We start from the raw sequence: 18,884 nt of genomic DNA, 5'->3' as shown, positions 1-18,884 counted from the left end.
TCGTCCCGACGAGCCTCGACTCGTACTTTCCATCGACCTTCATTGAATCGTTCGCTCCGACACGGCATTACCTGTCACCAGGCCAGGTTCGGCTGCCGCTCGCCGATCGACAACCCGAATTCGACACCTGTGCGGTGCGTGCGGCCGAACAACGCGTCGGCCACGTCCTCCGGTGTGCGCTCCAGGGCCGCTGCCCACCGCGCCGCACGTGCATTCGAGCGCGAAGTGCTGAATTCGACCACTCCCGTACCCCCGACGTCCACTGTCATCCGATCGGCCCCGGTGGCGAGCAGTCGACGCAGAGCCTGATCGCCGAACAGCACCTGGCCGCGCACCTGCACAACGGCGTGGCTGCGGCCGGTACCGCTCGGTCGCCCTTGCTTCACCCGCGGATCGACGTCCCCCCACGGCCTTCGCAATTCGGCTGCGTCGGTGCCGTGAATCCACACGACGCAATCTCGTTCGCGCAGAACGGATCCGACGGTGTACAGCAGCGACGCCGAGGTGTGTCCTGCGGAATCCACGACCACAGCGATCTCGGGCACGGCGTAGAGCAGACCGTGGGTGCGCGCCGCCGGGTCGGTGATCCGCGAGGCCAACATCATGGCCTCCAGGTTCTTGCGTTCGCGGTCTCCGCCCGTCCGCTCGGCCCATTCCGGCCCGTCGTGCCAGGCGACTGCGCGCGGCAGGTGTACCAGGACGGCTCCGGCATCGTAGGCGCGGTGCGCGAAGTCCCAGTCCTCGCCGCCGTATCCGACGATGCTCTCGTCGAATCCGCCGATCTCCGTGAAGAGGTCACGGCTGCACGACATGACGGCGCTGATGATGTACCGGTACGAGCGTCGATCGGCGTCGAGCAAGTCGCGTGAGTGCGCGTATCCGTCTCGGAGCCAGAGCGGTTCCGTCAACTCCGGCGGTCCGGCCGCTCGCCCCCCGAACCACTCCGCTACATCCTGTGCGGCCCAACCTGCCAGATCGGCGTGGCGTCGACGTCCCACGGCGAGGGCGTCGGGCAGGGCCGCGAGCAGCTGGGCCGATTCCGCGATGTACCCGGGCTCGGGAACGGTGTCCGCGTCGAGAAAACACAGAATCTCACCGTGGGCGGCCGACGCGCCGAGATTGCGAGCCGCTGCCGCACGAAACCCGAGATCGGCCTGTCGTACGACGGTGATATCGAGCGCGGAACGAAAGGCATCGACGTCGGGCGCTACGGGGGACCCGTCGTCGGCCACGATCACCTGGATGCGAGAGGCCGGATACGTCTGTGCGGTGAGCGCGGTCAGAACCAACTCCAACCGGCGTTGTTGCTCGAAGTACGGGATCACCACCGACACCGACGGGTTCCGGTCGACGGGTGGCACCAGGTCCCACCGATTGCCCGGTACCACCCAGCGGCCATCGGGCAGCTCCTGCGCATCCAGCGCGCTCTGTTCGCGAAACAGTGCGGAGTACAGCGTCGCTGCCTGGTGGAGTGTCGGATAGGGAACTACGCCGGGTTGCTGCCAGGTCTTTTCGGGATGATCCAGCGCCTCGATCATGGCGGCAGCGAGGCCGTCGACGGAGTTCTCGTGGATCCAGAGTGTGCCCGGAGAATTGGCCTCGATCTCCTCCACGTACCGACCGCGGGGGACCAGCGGCCTGCGGCCTGCCGCGATCCAGGAGTTGATGGAACCGGATGCCGACAGGTGCCGGTGGAACGCGACGGGTATCGCGATCGACCGAAGGAGTTCGTCGAGGTCGGCGTCGGGAACGAACCCGGTGGAGTCGAACGAACGGCCGAGTCGAGCAGCGGCACAGGCGAGTTCGTCGATCATGGTCTCGTGGCCCGGCGACGCGGATCCGATCGACAGCATGTCGACAGCAGTGTCGAGAGATCTCATGGCCTGCAGTACTTCCTCGTGCCCCTTGCCCGGGTACACGAACCCCAGTACGCCGACGACGTTGCGCATGGCGTCGCGCGGTCCGGGTTCTGCTGTAGCACTGTGGATCGGTAGCGGAATGACGCGAGTGTCGATTCGGTCGTGCGCTACGTCGTCGAGCAGCAGCAGCTCGTGCATGCTGGAGACGACGACTGCAGACACGCAGTCCATCACCCGCCGATAGCATGTCGTTCGCGCTTCGAACGCGGTTCCATCCGAGGCCTGCGGGATGTCGTGCAGTGTGACGGTGATCGGAGCTCGGTGCCGCTCCACCGCGGAGACGAACACGTCTGCGGCCTCACCCGCGGTTCGGCCGAACAGCCGGTCGGTGAAATGCACGTGTATCGGAATGTCGACGGGCAGATCTTCGAAGCTCGAGATCACCGGACTGGCTGTCGCAGAGGCCAGTTCGCGCGCGCAACGAGTCACTCCGTGCTCAGGAGGGCCGATGACCAGATGGTGCACTGGCTGGGTCACGGCACCAGCTCCAGGATGCGAATCAGTTCCGAGTGCCGCTGCAGCGCCGCACCGACGAATTCTGGATGAGCTGCATACCAACGCAGATGGGCACGGTGCACCGAACTGGGTGAATGCGGTGTGCCGTCTACCGTCCACTCGGGCCGTGGATCGCCGTCGAGACCGAGTGCGTCGAGTACTCGTCGCTCGACCGGTGCCCGGACGCCACCGAGCAATTCGCGGCCCGGATCCGCGGCGGTGCAGCCGGTGCCGAGCTGGTCCAGAATCCGCTGTGCCAGCGCAGTCAACACCAGATTGGTCGCATGATTGATCGTGTGGGTGGCAGCGCGCCCGGCATCGGCGAACAAATCGGCCGCGGCGATGTCGGTATCTCGCCTCTCGCGCCGACGCAACTCGTCGAGGCTCGACTCGGCTGCGTGTCGGAGACCGTCGTCCGAGACGGAGCGGTCCCAGTCGTCGTCTTCGCCGAGTCCGCTCTCAGCGGCAAGTATCGTGCGCAGGTCGTGGTACGGCACCAGGCTCGGAACGGCGGCAGGATCGCTCGGATGTCGAACGATCACCTGAAAGGGATGCAGCCCTGCATATCTGAGCACCGGCCACCGCACGACGGTGGCGTCGGGCGGCAGGCTCTCGGCAAGATCGGGTACTCCGAGCGGTAGCGAACGATAGCCGGCCCGAACCGGCTGTGTGAGAAGGACCGACGCCTGGCGCACGAGCCGGTCGACATAGGGCAAGTCCGAGGACTCGAGCTCGTGAACGGGTGGTACGCGCACCGTCCGCAGCGGCATGGCCGGATCGGAATCGAGGAGAATACGCAGTGCCTCGGCCTGACAATTTCCCCAGACCAGAAGGAGCGGCCGGTCGTCGTGTTCAGGGGCGTCACGGCCCTGTTGTCGTTCGGCTACTTCGTAGAATTCGCCGTAGTGGCGGGTGCGCCCGTCCATGCTTGCCCCGACGTCGTGTGCTCGTTCGTAGTGGACCATTTCCTCGTCAACGTAACCCCGGAAGACCTGCTGCGCCAACCCCGATTGAACCCGGGCGAAAGTGGGTACTGAACACGTATCGCGTGTCGGGACCAGGCACGATTGCCCTGCCTGTACCCGAAGGATGTCATGATTCGTGTTGCCTCGGTTCCGTCCTCGCACGTCTACGTTCAGCACCTGCAGCCGGTGCTCGGCGACGGTGCGGTATCCACCCTCGAGTCCGTCACGTTGCTACCCGACCCTCCACCCGTCCGCGTGGATGTGCCCGGGCAGTGGTGGCCGCCGCGGCTGCTCGATGCACAGTGGCTCGCTGAGCAGACCGACGTCCAGTTCGACGTTCTGCACGTGCATTTCGGGTTCGAGTCCTTCGGTCCCGAGGAGCTCGCTCGCACCGTCGAACATCTACGTGCCCACCGTCAGGCGTTGGTTCTGACCGTCCACGATCTGCACAATCCCCATGTCGCCGACAACACCGATCATCTGCGGCAGCTGGACGTCCTGGTTCGCGGGGCCGATGCGGTGATCACCCTGACCGAGGGCGCGGCCGCCTGGATCCACGACCGGTGGGGGGTGAGTGCGAGCGTGGTGGAGCATCCTCACGTGGTGCCGCTCGAGCGAATGAATCGCGCCCGCCCCCGGTCGGACTCGTTCGTCATCGGTGTCCACGCCAAGAACCTACGATCCAACATGGACCCGCTGGCGGTGATGGACGCGGTGATCGAGGCCGCGAGATCGCTGCCCGACGCGACGGTTCGGTTGGATATCGACCAGGATGTCTTCGAGTCCACGAGCCACTGGTACAGCCCAACGGTCGGCGCAAAGCTGTTGGATTACAACACGTTTCCCGACGTCGATGTTCGGGTGCACCAGCGGTTCGACGACGACGCGCTCTGGGACTATCTCACCGAGATCGACGTGTCGTTGCTGCCGTATCGATTCGGCACCCACTCGGGCTGGCTGGAGGCATGCCGCGATCTCGGGACGACCGTGGTCGCGTCGGACTGTGGCTTCTATGCAGACCAAGCCCCGGTGCACAGCTTCCGGATGGGAATCGACTCATTCGATGCGGCCGGCCTCGTTGCGGCCGTGCAAGCAGCGCACGACGATCGAACGCCCGCACTCGATCGCGACGTCCGAGCGAAGCAGAGACGAACGATCGCAGAAACCCACGCAGCAATCTATTCAGCAGTGACAAAGGAGATGCGTTGAACGAGAACCCACTTCGCATCGCGGTGCTGGCGTCATCGAGTTTTCCGGTGGCCCAGCCTTTCGCGGGCGGTCTGGAGGCACATGTCTACAACCTGGTGCGTGCGCTCACCGAGCGCGGGCACCGGGTGAGTTTGTTCGCAGCGGACGGCTCGAGCGTCGATCTGGACGCGACGCTGCTACCGGTCCGAACACTGGATCTGACGCCGATATCCATTGCCGACGTCGCGATCACTCCGACCGCGATTCGCGAACACCACGCCTATCTTGCGGTCATGATGGAGCTCGCAGGGACGTTGTCCGAGTCATTCGACATCGTGCACAACCACAGCCTGCACTACCTGCCGCTGGCCATGTCCTCGACGTTGTCGGTGCCGATGGTGACGACTCTGCACACACCGCCGTTCGCATGGTTGGAGTCGGCGGTGGCGCTGGCCCCTGCCGGGGCCAACACCTTTGCCGCGGTCAGTGAGTTCGCAGCCTCGCAATGGGCCGATGTCACTACCGGCACTGTCGTCATTCGTAACGGAATTTCGTTGGAGGAGTGGCCCTTCGGCAGTGGTGGCGATTACGTGGTGTGGTCCGGCCGGGTCGTTCCGGAGAAAGGACTGCACCTTGCCATCGCCGCTGCGAAGCAAGCAGGACGCGCGCTGCGCATCGCGGGTCCGCTGAGTAACCTCGACTACTTCCACGACGTCGTCGAACCGTTGCTCGACGAGGACATTCGCTACGTCGGGCACCTCGACCAGCCTGCGTTGGCGGCGTTGGTGGCCGGCGCCGAGGTCGCGTTGGTGTCGCCGGTGTGGTCCGAGCCGTACGGCCTGGTGGTGGCGGAAGCGCTGGCCTGCGGCACTCCCGTCGCAGCGTTTGCACGAGGCGGCATTCCGGAGATCGTCGACGCGTCGTCGGGAGTACTCGTACCGGCCGACGATGTTCAGGGCCTCGCCGCGGCGATCCCTCGGGCAGCTGCTCTGAAGAGAAGCGACGTCAGGGCACGCGCCGAAGCGGTGTGCTCGATGGATCGGATGGTCGACGAGTACGAGGCCCTGTACCGCTCGACGCTCCAGGCGGTCGCAGACCCGGTCGACGATCGGCTCGCGATCGCATGATCGGCTATTACGCGCACCATCACGGGGTCGGTCACGTCACCCGTGCCGACGCCATCGCACGCTCCATGTCGGAACCGATGACCGTTCTGTCCTCGAGGCCTCGACCTTCGGGGCATGCGGCGGCCGAGTGGCTCTCGCTACCCCTCGATGTGGACGAGTCCACAGACGTTGTGGCACAGAATGGTTCGGCGGGCGGAGTGCTGCACTGGGCACCGTACGACGTGGACGGTCTGACCGAGCGGATGGCGATCGTCGCGCAGTGGGTGGCGCGTGAGAAACCGTCGGCGGTAGTGGTGGACGTATCGGTGGAAGTGGCGATGTTCCTGCGTCTCATGGGAGTTCGGGTGATCGTCATGGCAATCCCGGGGGAGCGCACCGATCCGATCCATGGTCTGGCCTACCGGGCAGCGACACACATCCTCGCGCCGTGGTCACGCGAGGTCTACGACCCCGGTTGGCTGCTGCCGTACGCGGACAAGACGACGTTCTCGGGATCGATCAGTAGATTCGCCGGACGCGAGCGAACCTCGCGTTCGGGCGATCCGACGGTTGTGGTGTTGGGTGCGGCAGGCGGTACGTCGCTCACCCGCGATCTGGTGGACTCGTGGTCCGCGGTGGACGACCGGTTCGAGTTTCGCGCCCTCGGCGTCGCAGGCGGCGACTGGATCGACGACGTGTGGCCGGTGCTGTGTTCGGCCGCTCTCGTCGTCACACACGCCGGGCAGAACGCCGTCGCCGACGTCGCCGCGTCGGGTGCGCCCGCCGTCGTCGTGCCGCAGGTCCGGCCCTTCGGCGAGCAGTCGGCCACCGGACGGGCCCTGGCCGACGGATCGATCGCCGAGGTGCTCGACACATGGCCGTCCGTGGCCCGGTGGCATGCCGCAGCGGATCGCGCCCTCGATCTCGGGGGTGCTCGGTGGTCGGCACTGCGCACCGATGGTGCCCCTGAGAGAGCCGCCTGGGCCATCGAGCAGTCCGTTCCTCGACGGAGTCGGCAGTGAAGATCGCGGTCGTCACCGTGGTGGCCGGGCGACACGAGCACCTGGGCGCTCAGGTGCGCGGTCTGCGACTTTCCACCGCGGAACAGGTCGACCACATGGTCGTGTCCATGGGAGACAACGCAATTGCCGACGTACTCACCCGGACCGGTTCGGCCGCCACATGTATCGAGATTCCCGTCGAGGGCGCGCTACCGCTGGCCCGTGCGCGCAACCTCGGCGCTGCTGCTGCAGTCGATCGCGGCGCAGAGTTGTTGGTGTTCCTCGACGTCGACTGCATCCCGGGGCCAGGATTGTTGGAGCAATACCGTTGTGCGGCAACCGCTCCGGGTAACGAACGATCCCTGCTGTGCGGTCCGGTGACCTACCTGAAAGAATATGACGTCGGTACCGAGGGCCCGGCTCTGGCGGCACTGACCGCGCCGCATCCGGCGCGCCCGAATCCGCCGGCCGGAACCGTCGCCCACGGGGACAACTTCGACCTCTTCTGGTCGCTGTCCTTCGCCGTCACCACGCAGACCTGGACCGAACTGGGTGGTTTCTGCGAGGACTACACCGGCTACGGCGGCGAGGATACCGATTTCGCTGCCACCGCGGTGGCGTCGGGGATGGGGTTGCGGTGGGTGGGCGGGGCGCATGCGTATCACCAGTGGCATCCGGTCTCCGATCCTCCGGTGGAGCATCTTGACGACATCGTTGCCAACGCGCGTAGGTTCTTCGATCGATGGGGTCGGTGGCCGATGGTCGGTTGGCTCGACGCGTTCGCGGCCCGCGGTCTCATCGAGTTCGGCGACTCCGGGATTCGGCGCACATCCGGTCACGTCGCCTAGGCTGGTCGAACATTCGGACCGAGGAGTAAGCCAGTGCCCCAGCCTTCTCAGCCGCTGCGCTCGCTCGGCTTCCTCACGATCGGGTTGTTCGACGAAGACGATCCCGCGCGAGGGCACGAATCGACGTTGAGCATCATCGAACTCGGCGAGCGCCTGGGCTTCGACAGTGCGTGGCTTCGCCACCGACATCTGCAGTTCGGAATTTCCTCACCGATTGCTGTGATGGCCGCGGCCTCGCAGCGCACCCACCGGATAGCGCTCGGTACGGCGGTGACCCCGTTGGGCTGGGAGAACCCGCTGCGCTTGGCCGAGGATCTCGCGACGGTCGACGTGCTCTCGGGAGGACGGATCAATCCCGGTGTCAGCGTCGGTCCACCGATGCAGTTCGAGCGCGTCAAGCACTCTCTCTATCCCGACACCGCGAACGACGAGGATTTCGGGTACGGACGGGTATCGAGGTTGCTCGGTTTCGTGGCCGGTGAGCCCGCGTCGAGCTGGTCGGGAACCGAGGGAATCGAGTCGTACTCCGATCGAGTGCAACCGCATTCGCCCGGTCTGCGTAGTCGGATGTGGTACGGCGGAGCAAGCCTTCGCTCGGCGCAGTGGGCCGGTGAGAACGAGATGAACCTTCTGGTGAGCAGCGTGGTGCGTGCCGAGGAGTCGACCGAGTTCGACGAGATTCAGCTCTCGCACATCCGCACGTTCCGGCAGTTCCACCCGGCAGGGCTCGATGCGAGGGTGTCGCAGGGACTGGTCGTGATTCCGACCGACAACGCCAGTGCCACTCAGGTCGCCAAGTACGAGGAGTATGCGCGGGCCCGATCGGCGCGCACGCACGAGCCGCAGGGCCCGGCGCGGATGATGTTCGCACCCGACCTCGTCGGTACCTCGGATCACATTGCCGAGCAGCTGTATGCCAACAAGTCGTTTCGTGAGGTGGACGAGGTGGCGTTCGCTCTGCCGTTCAGCTTCGACCACGAGGACTACGTACAGATCCTCACCGACATGGCACTCGAGCTGGGTCCGGCCCTGGGGTGGAGGCCGGCACAGCAATGAGGACGATCGACCGTACGGCCGATCGTCCTCATCGGTGAGTGCTGAGCGGGGTGACTATCCGCCGGTGATGGGGGAGTTGTACGCACACGGGATCGACTTCGTGGGGAAGCCCTTCGGATCCAGTGCGTTCTTCACAATTCCGATCGCGCGCTCCGAGACGGAGATCGACAGGTGGTCGGACAGGTCGATTCCGCAGCCGTCCTGCAGGGTGACGTTGTTGACCGTGGCACCGGGGCCTGCGGTGAGGAACGTCGTCTTGTAGGGGGTGACTACCTCGTCGTACTTGGTGCCGATCACGGTGTACTTGATACCGGGGTCGGTGTCACCGCCGACAGCCAGCGCCTTGACCAGCGGAGAGTCGATGACCTGGTCGGAGGCAGCGGGGCCGGCGATCGCACCGACGACGCCGAGCACGTTCAGACCCAGATTGTTGATGGTGCGACCGAGCGTGCCGATTCCGACCAGCGTGGTGCCGTGGTTCGAGCCGGCGACGCTGACGACGGTGTTCACCTTGTTCTTGGTGGGATCGGCCAGGTTGGCACCGCCCTCGAAGCGAAGGTACTGACGGGTGACGAGGCCACCCTGAGAGTGACCGACGATGTCGACCTGAGCGGAGCCGGTAGCGGCCCGAACTGCGTCGATGTAGGTCGCGATTTCCTTGGCGCTCGAAGCGACGGAGTCCGTGCCGCGCAGCGACTTGATGTGACCGATGGCGCTGGAGTCCGTGTCACCGTAGTTCAGGGCGAAGACGCAGTAGCCCTCCTTCTTCAGCGCAGGCGACATCCGAGCGAAGTTGTTGAACGCGTTCTCCCAGGTGCCGTGCAACAGGACAACCGGTCGCGGATGCGCTGCCGAAGGCTTGCAGTTCCAGTCGTTGGCCCCCTGCGGTGCCACGTCGGGATTGACGACGCTGTACAGGAAGCCGGCGAGGAAGTTGGTGAATACCGGTCCGTAGCCCTTCGTCTCGGTCTTCGGATCGTAGGTGCTGGTCGCAGGAAGAGCGGAGTCGAGACTCGGAGGAACGATGCCCTGGTCGGAGGCCTTGGGTGACGCTTCGGTCGGTGCGGGCGGGATGACGTCCTCGCCCTGCACGGTGGCGGGCGGAGCGGGAGCGGCGGGAGCGGCAAGTGCTGCCGAACCGGTACCGAGGGCAAGCGAGCACGCCATTGCCGCGATCATTGCAGCGCGCACAGTGGTGGCTTTCCGTGTTGCGCGGAAAGTGGACCGAGAAGTGGTCATGGAGCCTGACTTTCGACGAGGGTTGTTGGACAAGCCGGAACAGTAGGCGCGGATTTCGGTCGATTACGGCCTCCGGCCTGGCGTTTGGAATCTGCCCGTAACCGCTGCGTCATTTGTGAGATGACGTCACAAGTGACTTGGGCCACCTCGATTCAGGATGCGATGCCGGATATATTGGCCAAAACAATCCGTAGGTTTGATTATTGTTCTACGGTTCGTGTGTTCGCTTCTCCGTTCGGTAGTTCAGCGGGTGCAGTAGAGAGCGACGCACGGGGTCGATGCCGCAGCGGGTGGGTGCCGAGCCGATACGACAGACCAACCTGCTACGGGTTTCGAGTGCGAGGGGTGGAGTCGGGTGACCACGACAGAGAGCGTGCGCGTGCCACAGGAGGATTACGTGGGCGGGCGACGCGCATCCGATCGCTTGCGGACGCCGCGAGAGACGGCAGCCCGGATGTTGGATCAGGACATCGGGGAGCCGGAGGACACTCCACCGCCCCGGGACTGTGCTCGCGGTGAGCTCGACGACATGACGACCACCTGTTGCGAACTGGCAACGGGGGTCCTGGAATCAGGTCGTCTACCGATAGCGGGTGCGATGGACATCTTTCGTGATGCCGCAACCAGGTGGGCCCGCGACGGTGTCCCGCTCGGACGGATCCAGCACGCGATCAACGAGGGCTGCGCACTGGGTTTGCGCACTGCCCCACGCTCGATCGACGACAACGCCGATGCCCCGATGGTCGACGGCACCGTATTGATCATGGAGCTCCTCGACGCAGTCACCGAATCCGTCTCCGATGCCTACCTCGCGGAATTTCGCACACTGACGCAGAACGGTCCCCGCCACGACGCGGAACTGCTCGACGCGCTGCTGACCGGCGACGGGACGGCCCGCAAGATCGCCGATCGAATGGGCGCACTGCTCGCCGAGGACTATCACGTGGTGGCTCTGCACTTCCCGGCCCACGCCGACGATGGTGCCCGCAGGAGTGACGCAGGCATGATGGCAGCCCGCAAACTGCGCAGAATCCATGGTGCTCTGGCAACGCTGGACGCGGACTGTGCGCCGATCGCATCCGTCAGCGCTACCGGTGGAACCGTTCTGCTGCCCGATATTCCCGGTGTCGACGTCGACGAAGTGGTCGGTCGTTTCGCAGACGGCGGGCAGCTAGCCGTTACCGCGACCACTGCATCGGCAGCGATCGACGACATCGCTGCTACTGCACCGCATCTGTACGAGCTGCTGAGTCTCGTTCGTCGCCTGCGATACTCACCGGGAACGTATCGGATTGCGGATCTGGTCTTCGAGTATCAGGTGAGTAGGCCGGGTCTGGGCCGCAAGCACCTCGTGACGTTGATCGATCCGCTCCGCGATTCTGTCGACCTGTTGCCGACGCTGCAGGCCTTCGTCGAGTTGGACTCCAACCGAAAGAAGACGGCCACCTGGCTCACGGTGCACCCCAACACGGTCGACTACCGACTCAAGCGCGTAGAGCAGCTCACCGGACTGGATCCGATGAAGCCGTCGGGGCTGCGCCGACTGCACGCGGCTCTGATCGCCGACCGCCTCGAGGCACGCCGCGCTCCGGTGGACGAGCGAATATCGTGACCGTGTCGGACGGCGCGGTGCTGGCAGCATCGGCGGCGCTCGATTCGGTCGAGTCGGTGGCTGCGATGTTTCAGCCCGTCGTCGAACTGTCGACCGGGGCGGTCGTCGGCTACGAGGCGCTCGCCAGGTGGCCCTCTCCCAGCCTGGCCGTTCCCGAGGCCGTGTTCGCCCTCGCCCGCGAGCGCGGCATGGTGGGCCGTGTGGACGTCGCATGCCGGGCGGCCGCGTTGCGGGCGGCTCGTGAGCGCGCGTACTCACGCAGAGTGCGATTCTTCCTCAACATCGAGCCGGGCTGCTTCGTCGACGAACGGGATGTCGACATCCACCTCGATGCGATCGGCAACGATCTCGACGTAGTCCTCGAAATCACCGAGCGAGATCTCGATCGAAACGTACCGATGCTGATGGCGCTGGTTCGAGGTGCTCGCGCGCGCGGGATGTCGGTGGCGATGGACGACGTCGGTGCGACGCCGGCGACACTCGGTCTGCTGGCGTCGGTCGCGCCGGACATCGTAAAACTCGACGCGTCGATCGTCCGGTCGCCGTACCGATCGCGTACGGCTGTGCGGCAGGTGCGAGATTACCTGCGCACGAGCGACGCAACTCTGTTGGCGGAAGGAATCGAGACTCGTCGGCATCTGCGTCGTGCAATGGCATTGGGCGCGACCCTGGGGCAGGGCTGGCTGTTCGGCCGGCCGATGCCGCTCCCGAATCCGCAGATCTGACGCCGTCGATCGCGCACAGACCGAGGACCCCGCATCTCGAACAGCTCGAGATGCGGGGTCCTTGGGTCGTCCGAACACGAAGTCAGTTCGTGAACTTGTCCTTGATGTTGCCTGCAGCGTCGGAGACGTCGTCGCCGACCTGCTTGGTCTTACCCGAAGCCTGATCCTTTGCGCCTTCGGCAGCAAGATCGTCGTTGTCGGTCTTGTGGCCGATCTTTTCCTTGGCTTCGCCCACCAGCTCTTCGGCCTTGTGCTTTGCCTTGTCGATGAAATCAGCCATGTGAACTCCTCGAAATAGATTGTCCTACCTGATCGCAGAGAGCTATACCCACGATCGGACGCGGTAATCCCCGTTGTGGGTGCGGTTGTACGGATGCGATCCGGGTAACCGTCGACCATGAACTCAGACAGCGACGCCACGCCCGCCCACGAGACACCGTCTCCGGAGCATCGGCGTCCGAGCGGTGTGAACGACGCGACCGTGGCCGCGGTGGGCAAGATGTCCGAGGCGCTCGAGTGCGTCGAGCGGGCCCGCGGGCACCTCTATTCGTTCCATCAACTGATGGGTCACTCCGACCTGCTGCTCGGAGAAGCCGTCGAGGCACTCGCCGAAGCAGATCACGATGCGATCGCCCAGCGAATCGGCGACGACATGATCGGCAGGAACATCGCACCCGGACGCTGGACGTTCCAGCTCGTCGAGGAATTCGACGACGGCTACTGGAGTCCGCTGCGCGAACACGAGCGGGCGGTGCGAGACGAACTGCTCGACGGTCGCCGCCACATCTTCGAGGCAGAGATGAAAGAGCAGCGTCGTACCCATGGCCGCCGCGGGCGCGAGGCCAGGCCGTCCGACTGACGGCACTCGGACAAAAAGCACCGACCCCGCCGGTGACGGCGGGGTCGGTGCTGGTGTCGAGGAGGTCTAGCCTGCTTGAATTGCCGCGTCGACCTCGCTGGTTGCGCTCGCGGTGGACAGCTGCCCGCCGGAGTTCTCCAGGTGCGCGCGAACGAACCAGTGGAACAGTTCGAGCTGGGCGCTCTGGCCGATGAGCATGTCCTCGGTGATGGGGTCGATGTCACCGACCTCTTCGATGTTCTTGCGAGTGGTCTCGATGACGCCGGTGTAGACCAGATCGAGAGCTCCGAGGTGCTCGATGGCCGTTGCGCGTCCGATCGAGTAGTCGTCCCAGCTACGTTCGGAGACGATGGTGCCGGGCGTGCCCTTGGCCGAGGAGCCGAGGGTTGCGATGCGCTCGGCGACGTCGTCCGCGAAACCGCGCACTGACTCGACCTGCGGGTCGAGCATCTCGTGTACCGAGATGAAGTTGGGTCCGACGACATTCCAGTGAATGTGCTTGAGCGTCAGGTGTAGGTCGTTGTACGCGTTCAGTCGATCTTGCAAGATCTCGGCGACGCGCGCGCCCTTTTCCGAGGTGAGTCCGGGAACGGTGTACGAGTTCTTTTCAGCCATGATCAGTGTTTGCCCCAACGTCCCGGAACACAAACATGCCCCGCCGAACTGATCGGCGGGGCATGTGTCGTGCGGTGCTAGGACTTGTCGAGTCTCGGTGAATCCGTACCCGACGTTCCCGTCGACGAGGAGCCGGCGGTGGATGTTCCGTCCGTCGGTTCGACGATCGGGCTGTCGGCCGCGGCCCTGTCGATCGCGTCGGCGCTGTCTTCCTCCGGGGGATTCTTCAGGCTCAGGATGATCGAGCCTGCCAGGACCACGATGATGACCACCAGGCTGACCAGAGACGGGATCTCGGGGATCGACGTGCTGATCACCTTGTGTCCGGCCTGGAGAATCAGCTTGACGCCGATGAAGGCGAGGATGATTGCCAGACCCTTGGACAGGTAGTGGAACTTCTCGAGCAACCCTGCGAGCAAGAAGTACAGGGCACGCAGTCCGAGGATGGCGAACGCGTTCGAGGAGTACACGATGAACGGGTCGTCGGTCACGGCCAGAACAGCGGGAACGCTGTCGACTGCGAACACCAGGTCGGCGGCCTCGATCGCTACTACGACGGCGAGCAGCGGCGTGGCCACCCGCTTGCCTGCTTCCTTGACGAAGAACTTGGTACCGGAGTACTCGTCCTGAACGGGGACGATCTTCTTGAGCAAGCGCACTGCGATGGAGGTGCCGGGGTCGTACGAGTCGTCCTCGTCCTTCATCAGCTTGTAGGCGCTGTAGAGCAGGATGGCTGCGAAGACGAACAGAACAGCGGCGAACTTGCTGACGATGGCCACACCGGCGGCCAGGAAGATGGCACGGAAGACCAGGGCACCGATGACACCGAAGAACAGCACGCGGTGCTGGTACTCACGGGGAACCTTGAAGTAGCCGAAGATCAGTGCGAAGACGAACAGGTTGTCGACGGACAGACTCTTCTCCAGCAACCACGCCGTGGTGTATTCCACGCCGGCAGTCGTGCCGAGCGTGAAGAACACGACGATGCCGAAGATGATGGCCACGCCGACCCACAGAGCGCTCCACCACGCGGCCTCCTTGAAGCCGATGATGTGAGCACCGCGGTGCGCAAGCAGGTCTATTGCCAGCAGGATGAGGACGACGGCACCGAAAGCCGCCCACGCCCACCACGGAACGACGTTCATGAACGACCACCCTTACCGCTGAATTTGCTACCGAGTTGCTTCAACTTCGCCTGATTCTCCGGCTTGGTTGCGTATCTACGTGCCTGGTCGACCATCTTCTTGCCCTGTGGGCTGCGAGCGAATGTGGTCAACTTCTGTACCAATGACGACATCTGTCACATGCTCCTTGCGTTCTCGTTCGTATGATCCCGGTGGCGTTCTGGCCGAGCGTTATGCTCGACGGGAATCGTGGGTCTTTCCGCGGGGCCCCACGCCTGGTGGGTCCGACCGCGACTACTCCAGTGTGACTGTTCAGGTTCATGCAGGCAGGGTCGTTTTGCGGACATGTTTCGTAGGAATTCTTTGCCGGAACCCGGCAAGTTGGTCGACTGTACCTGTCATGACGGCAAGCGACCGCCCGGCCAGTCGAGCAACATGGCGCCGAGTACGGCTGTATGCAGCGCAAATGCCTCGACGGGGTTGCCCACATCTTGACCGGTCAAATCATGTATTCGCGACAATCTGTACGTGACCGCCCTCACCGACAAGTGCATGCGCCGCGCGGTGGACGCAGAGTTCGCGCCGGTGTCGAAGTACACCTGCAACGTTTCCAACAACGGACCTGCACCACCGCGGGCGACCAATAGCGGCGTCAGCAACGTGTCGACCAGATCTGCGATGGCGGCCCGGTCACTGATGAGAACTCGGTAGACGAGCAGATCTCGGGCATCGACCACCGGGGTATCGAGTCCGAGCGCGGAGGCCAGTTCGAGAGCATCGAGCGCCTCCCGGTAGGACGCGGCGACGCCCCCTGCTCCTCCGCGTGGGCGACCGACCCCGGTCTGCGTCCTGCCGTACTCGCCGTCGCGACGGAGGTCGACGGAGTCGGTCGGGGTGTGCGCGGACGTACCGAGGACACGTCCCGCCCTGTCGAGAACATGCTCGACGGCCTCGCGGTCGGGTGCGGGAAAGACCAGAATCAACCGGCCCTGCTTGGTTGCGACGAGCAACTCGGCGTCACCTTTGCTGCCCTGCACGCTGCGCTCGACGAGTCCGATCGCCGAGCTCGCGTCGGTGAACGGCTTGCTCGACGTGACCACCGCAACCGCGTGCGGACTCGACAGGTCGAGTCCGAATGTCTGGGCGCGTCCGAGTACCCCGGCGACGTCGGACGTTCCGGAGAGCAGATCGTCGACGAACTCGCGGCGGGCGAGTACCTCGGCACGAACGAGCGTGCGACGGGCGAGTTGAAACCCTTCGGCGAGTTCGGCCACTGCGTCGTCGACGGCCCGCAGCATCACCTCGCCTGCCGTCACTACGCCGGCCGGATTGTCGGCGGCTGCCGTCACTGCGGGCAGTTCTCGCCACAGTCGCCATGCCGAGGACAGATACATGTCGAGCAGCGCGCGCAATGCGACTCCGGCGCGCGCGGCAGCATCACCCTGCGCCCGGAACGGTCTGAGCTGTTGTCGTCTGAGCGGGACGCCGGCGTTCACCGCGTCGGTGAGGACATCGAGAAAGTTTCCGAGGAACACGACGTCGAGGCCGCCTGCGTCCGACGCAGCCAGCGCTGCGACCGTGTCGAGCCGTGCCCCGCCCTCCTGTGTGGCCATGTGTTCGCTCGTCTCCCATTCGATCGAAGGTCAATGGTAGGCATCGCAGTGGCCGTCCCGAAACGAGTCGCTGCGTGAATCGAGAGATTTCGCGGCGTGTTCGATGTGCGGCAGGCACTATCTGGGAGCACAATCAGCCGATCCGCACGTTCGCCTCCACGTTGGGAGAGCCGACCATGACTTCGTCGAACAGACCTGCATCGGGTCTTCGATCACAGCTGCTACGCAAGAAGCCGATCGTGGACCCCGAACAGCACAGCAGCGGGGGGCTCGAACGCACTATCGGCACGTTCCAGCTGACGATGTTCGGCGTCGGTGCCACCATCGGCACCGGTATCTTCTTCGTGCTGTCGCTCGCCGTGCCCGAGGCCGGTCCCGCGGTGATCCTCTCGTTCCTGGCGGCAGGTATCGCGGCCGGTCTCGCCGCTATCTGTTACGCCGAAATGGCATCGGCAGTGCCGGTTTCCGGCTCGACCTACTCTTACGCCTACGTGACGATGGGTGAGGTGGTCGCGATGGGGGTCGCGGCCTGTCTGCTGCTCGAGTACGGGGTGTCGAGTGCCGCCGTCGCCGTGGGGTGGAGCGGGTATCTCAACGAGCTGCTCAACAACCTCTTCGGTTTCACCATCCCGCATGCGTTGTCCGCTGCACCGGGTGACGCCGACCCCGGGGTCATGAACCTGCCCGCGGTGGTGCTGATCGTGTTGTGCGCCGTGCTGCTCATTCGCGGTGCCAGTGAATCCGCTGCAGTCAATGCGGTCATGGTCGTCATCAAACTCGGTGTGCTCGCACTGTTCGCGGTCGTCGGATTCTCCGCCTTCGATTCAGGGAATTTCTCCGATTTCATGCCGCTGGGTACCGCCGGTGTCACCGCTGCCGCAGGCACCATCTTCTTCTCGTTCATCGGACTCGACGCGGTGTCCACCGCGGGCGACGAGGTGAAGAATCCGCAGAAGACCATGCCGCGGGCCATCATTGCTGCGCTCATCGTCGTCATCGTCTTCTACCTCGTGGTCGCGGTGGCAGCGCTGGGAACTCAGCCGTGGACCGCCTTCGCCGGTCAGGAGGAAGCCGGCTTGGCCGAGATTCTTCGCAACGTCACCGGGCAGGCCTGGCCGGCAACGATTCTGGCTGCCGGCGCGGTCATCTCGATCTTCTCGGTGACCCTGGTGACGATGTACGGGCAGACTCGCATTCTGTTCGCCATGGGCCGAGACGGCATGTTGCCGAAGGCGTTTGCCAAAGTCAGTCCGCGCACGCACACCCCGGTCAACAACACGATCGTGGTCGCGGTGATCATCTCGATACTCGCTGCGTTCATTCCGCTCGACAAGCTGGCCGATCTGGTGTCGATCGGAACGCTCGTCGCGTTCATCGTCGTGGCGATCGGGGTGGTCGTGCTTCGTCGGACGATGCCGGACCTGGAGCGTCCGTTCAAGGTGCCGGGATACCCGGTGACGCCGGTGTTGTCGGTCGCCGCATGCGTGTACATCCTGTCGGGTCTGCGGTGGACCACGTGGTTCTGGTTCGGTCTCTGGCTCGCCGTGGTTCTCGCGTTCTACTTCCTGTGGGGTCGGCATCATTCGGCGCTCCGATCGGTTGGAAAGGACGCGGAATGAGCGTTCTGATCGCCTTCGCGCCGGGAAAAGGCAGTGTCGGTGCCCTCGATCTCGGTGCCCAACTCGCGCGGTCGTCGGGTACCGACATCGACGTTGCGACGGTGGTGCCCAAGCCGTGGTCCACGCCGTCGATGGCACGCGTCGATGCCGAGTTCGCGGATTGGGCGGCGGTGACGGCAGCCGAGTCGGAATCGAAGGCGCGCCACTACCTGGAGGACCGGGCCCCCGACATCGCAGCATCGTTCCATCGTCTGGCACACCGCTCGGTATCGACGGCGTTGACCGAAGCGGCACAGGACCTTTCGGCTTCGCTTCTGGTACTCGGTTCCTCGGGGGACGGGGCGCTCGGGCAAGTTGTCGTCGGGTCGACCGCGGACAAGCTCCTGCACTCCTCACCGGTGACGGTAGCGCTCGCTCCGCGCGGCTATCGCATGCGTGAACGTGCGACGCTGACGCGGATCACCTGCGCTTTCTCCGGTGACAGCGAGGCCTCGCGTGTGGTGGGACCCACCGCGGAGCTGGCCAGGGATGCCGGCATTCCACTGCGATTGGCGTCGTTCGTCGTCCGCGGGGCAACGATGTACCCACCCGAGGTCGGACTGCGAGCCGAGGACGATGTTGCCGCCGAGCTCGCCCGAGGGCTGAGCGAGGCACTCACTGCGGCGGTGAACGACGCTGTTGCGGTGGGACTTCCGGCCGAACAGGTGACGACCGAGTTGGCCACGGCCGGGAGTTGGCGCGAAGCCCTCGACGAACTGCACTGGCAGGACGGCGAAGTACTGACCATCGGATCGTCCGGACCGTTGGGGCCCATCGCTCGGGTGTTCCTCGGTTCGCGGGCAACGAAGATCATTCGTCACTCACCGGTACCGATCCTGGTGCTGCCGCGTCGGTGACGTT

At 64.8% G+C, this 18,884-nt stretch carries 18 protein-coding genes; 10 read left to right on the top strand and 8 right to left on the bottom strand.

Annotated features, from left to right (window positions below; all coding sequences use genetic code 11):
- Positions 1–74: 74 nt before the first annotated feature.
- On the bottom strand, positions 75–2,396 hold the full coding sequence (locus CH305_RS29580) for a glycosyltransferase (protein ID WP_256984002.1): 2,322 nt from the start codon (positions 2,394–2,396) through the stop codon (positions 75–77).
- On the bottom strand, positions 2,393–3,340 hold the full coding sequence (locus CH305_RS26810) for a WcbI family polysaccharide biosynthesis putative acetyltransferase (protein ID WP_256984001.1): 948 nt from the start codon (positions 3,338–3,340) through the stop codon (positions 2,393–2,395). The genes CH305_RS29580 and CH305_RS26810 overlap by 4 nt, the downstream gene beginning before the upstream one ends.
- A gap of 168 nt (positions 3,341–3,508) precedes the next feature.
- Between CH305_RS26810 and CH305_RS26805 the strand changes: the two genes are divergently transcribed.
- From CH305_RS26805 to CH305_RS26785, 5 genes are read left to right on the top strand one after another with little or no spacing between them, the layout of a single operon-like run.
- Positions 3,509–4,588: a glycosyltransferase gene (locus tag CH305_RS26805; protein WP_032404750.1), complete on the top strand. Its 1,080-nt coding sequence runs from the start codon at positions 3,509–3,511 to the stop codon at positions 4,586–4,588.
- Positions 4,585–5,694, top strand: coding sequence for a glycosyltransferase (locus CH305_RS26800; RefSeq protein WP_037149603.1), 1,110 nt, complete (start codon positions 4,585–4,587; stop codon positions 5,692–5,694). The genes CH305_RS26805 and CH305_RS26800 overlap by 4 nt, the downstream gene beginning before the upstream one ends.
- The gene (locus tag CH305_RS26795) at positions 5,691–6,695 is read left to right on the top strand and encodes a glycosyltransferase (RefSeq protein WP_094705619.1); all 1,005 of its coding nucleotides are present in this window, start codon (positions 5,691–5,693) and stop codon (positions 6,693–6,695) included. The genes CH305_RS26800 and CH305_RS26795 overlap by 4 nt, the downstream gene beginning before the upstream one ends.
- On the top strand, positions 6,692–7,522 hold the full coding sequence (locus CH305_RS26790; RefSeq protein ID WP_037149597.1) for a glycosyltransferase family 2 protein: 831 nt from the start codon (positions 6,692–6,694) through the stop codon (positions 7,520–7,522). Before CH305_RS26795 ends, CH305_RS26790 begins: the two co-directional genes overlap by 4 nt.
- 33 nt (positions 7,523–7,555) lie before the next feature.
- Positions 7,556–8,578 carry an LLM class flavin-dependent oxidoreductase gene (locus CH305_RS26785; RefSeq protein ID WP_037149594.1) on the top strand — a complete coding sequence of 341 codons (1,023 nt, stop codon included), beginning with the start codon at positions 7,556–7,558 and terminating at the stop codon, positions 8,576–8,578.
- A gap of 54 nt (positions 8,579–8,632) precedes the next feature.
- On the opposite strand, the gene CH305_RS26780 is transcribed toward CH305_RS26785, so the two are convergent.
- Positions 8,633–9,817, bottom strand: a complete 1,185-nt coding sequence (locus tag CH305_RS26780) for a triacylglycerol lipase (RefSeq protein WP_032404755.1) — start codon at positions 9,815–9,817, stop codon at positions 8,633–8,635.
- Between the two features lie 355 nt (positions 9,818–10,172).
- Between CH305_RS26780 and CH305_RS26775 the strand changes: the two genes are divergently transcribed.
- On the top strand, positions 10,173–11,429 hold the full coding sequence (locus CH305_RS26775; protein WP_141215766.1) for a CdaR family transcriptional regulator: 1,257 nt from the start codon (positions 10,173–10,175) through the stop codon (positions 11,427–11,429).
- Complete coding sequence (locus CH305_RS26770) at positions 11,426–12,154, top strand: EAL domain-containing protein (RefSeq protein ID WP_242640331.1); 729 nt, start codon at positions 11,426–11,428, stop codon at positions 12,152–12,154. Before CH305_RS26775 ends, CH305_RS26770 begins: the two co-directional genes overlap by 4 nt.
- A gap of 82 nt (positions 12,155–12,236) precedes the next feature.
- Here the strand turns inward: CH305_RS26770 and CH305_RS26765 are convergent, their stop codons facing one another.
- Positions 12,237–12,434 (bottom strand): CsbD family protein, encoded by a 198-nt coding sequence (locus tag CH305_RS26765; protein WP_027496220.1) that lies wholly within the window; start codon positions 12,432–12,434, stop codon positions 12,237–12,239.
- Between the two features lie 117 nt (positions 12,435–12,551).
- Here CH305_RS26765 and CH305_RS26760 point away from each other — a divergent pair, with 117 nt between their 5' ends.
- Complete coding sequence (locus tag CH305_RS26760) at positions 12,552–13,013, top strand: hypothetical protein (protein ID WP_094705617.1); 462 nt, start codon at positions 12,552–12,554, stop codon at positions 13,011–13,013.
- A gap of 66 nt (positions 13,014–13,079) precedes the next feature.
- On the opposite strand, the gene CH305_RS26755 is transcribed toward CH305_RS26760, so the two are convergent.
- From CH305_RS26755 to CH305_RS26745, 4 genes are all read right to left on the bottom strand, one after another.
- Entirely contained in the window at positions 13,080–13,628 is a 549-nt protein-coding gene (locus CH305_RS26755; protein WP_094705615.1) for a Dps family protein, read from the bottom strand.
- Between the two features lie 77 nt (positions 13,629–13,705).
- Positions 13,706–14,773 (bottom strand): TerC family protein, encoded by a 1,068-nt coding sequence (locus tag CH305_RS26750; RefSeq protein WP_094705613.1) that lies wholly within the window; start codon positions 14,771–14,773, stop codon positions 13,706–13,708.
- On the bottom strand, positions 14,770–14,925 hold the full coding sequence (locus tag CH305_RS29215) for a hypothetical protein (protein ID WP_165430199.1): 156 nt from the start codon (positions 14,923–14,925) through the stop codon (positions 14,770–14,772). Before CH305_RS29215 ends, CH305_RS26750 begins: the two co-directional genes overlap by 4 nt.
- Positions 14,926–15,150: 225 nt before the next feature.
- Positions 15,151–16,365, bottom strand: coding sequence for a CdaR family transcriptional regulator (locus tag CH305_RS26745; protein WP_032404760.1), 1,215 nt, complete (start codon positions 16,363–16,365; stop codon positions 15,151–15,153).
- Positions 16,366–16,541: 176 nt separating this feature from the next.
- On the opposite strand from CH305_RS26745, the gene CH305_RS26740 reads away from it, so the two are divergent.
- Together CH305_RS26740 and CH305_RS26735 are read left to right on the top strand one after the other, a co-directional pair.
- Positions 16,542–17,984 (top strand): amino acid permease, encoded by a 1,443-nt coding sequence (locus CH305_RS26740; RefSeq protein ID WP_032405056.1) that lies wholly within the window; start codon positions 16,542–16,544, stop codon positions 17,982–17,984.
- Positions 17,981–18,880, top strand: coding sequence for a universal stress protein (locus CH305_RS26735; protein ID WP_094705611.1), 900 nt, complete (start codon positions 17,981–17,983; stop codon positions 18,878–18,880). Before CH305_RS26740 ends, CH305_RS26735 begins: the two co-directional genes overlap by 4 nt.
- Positions 18,881–18,884 lie beyond the last annotated feature (4 nt).

Source organism: Rhodococcus sp. 15-649-2-2, from assembly GCF_002258645.1.
Classification (GTDB): Bacteria; Actinomycetota; Actinomycetes; order Mycobacteriales; family Mycobacteriaceae; genus Rhodococcoides.
Note: the sequence above shows the minus strand (reverse complement) of the source record. Positions and strands in the feature narration are given on the sequence as shown.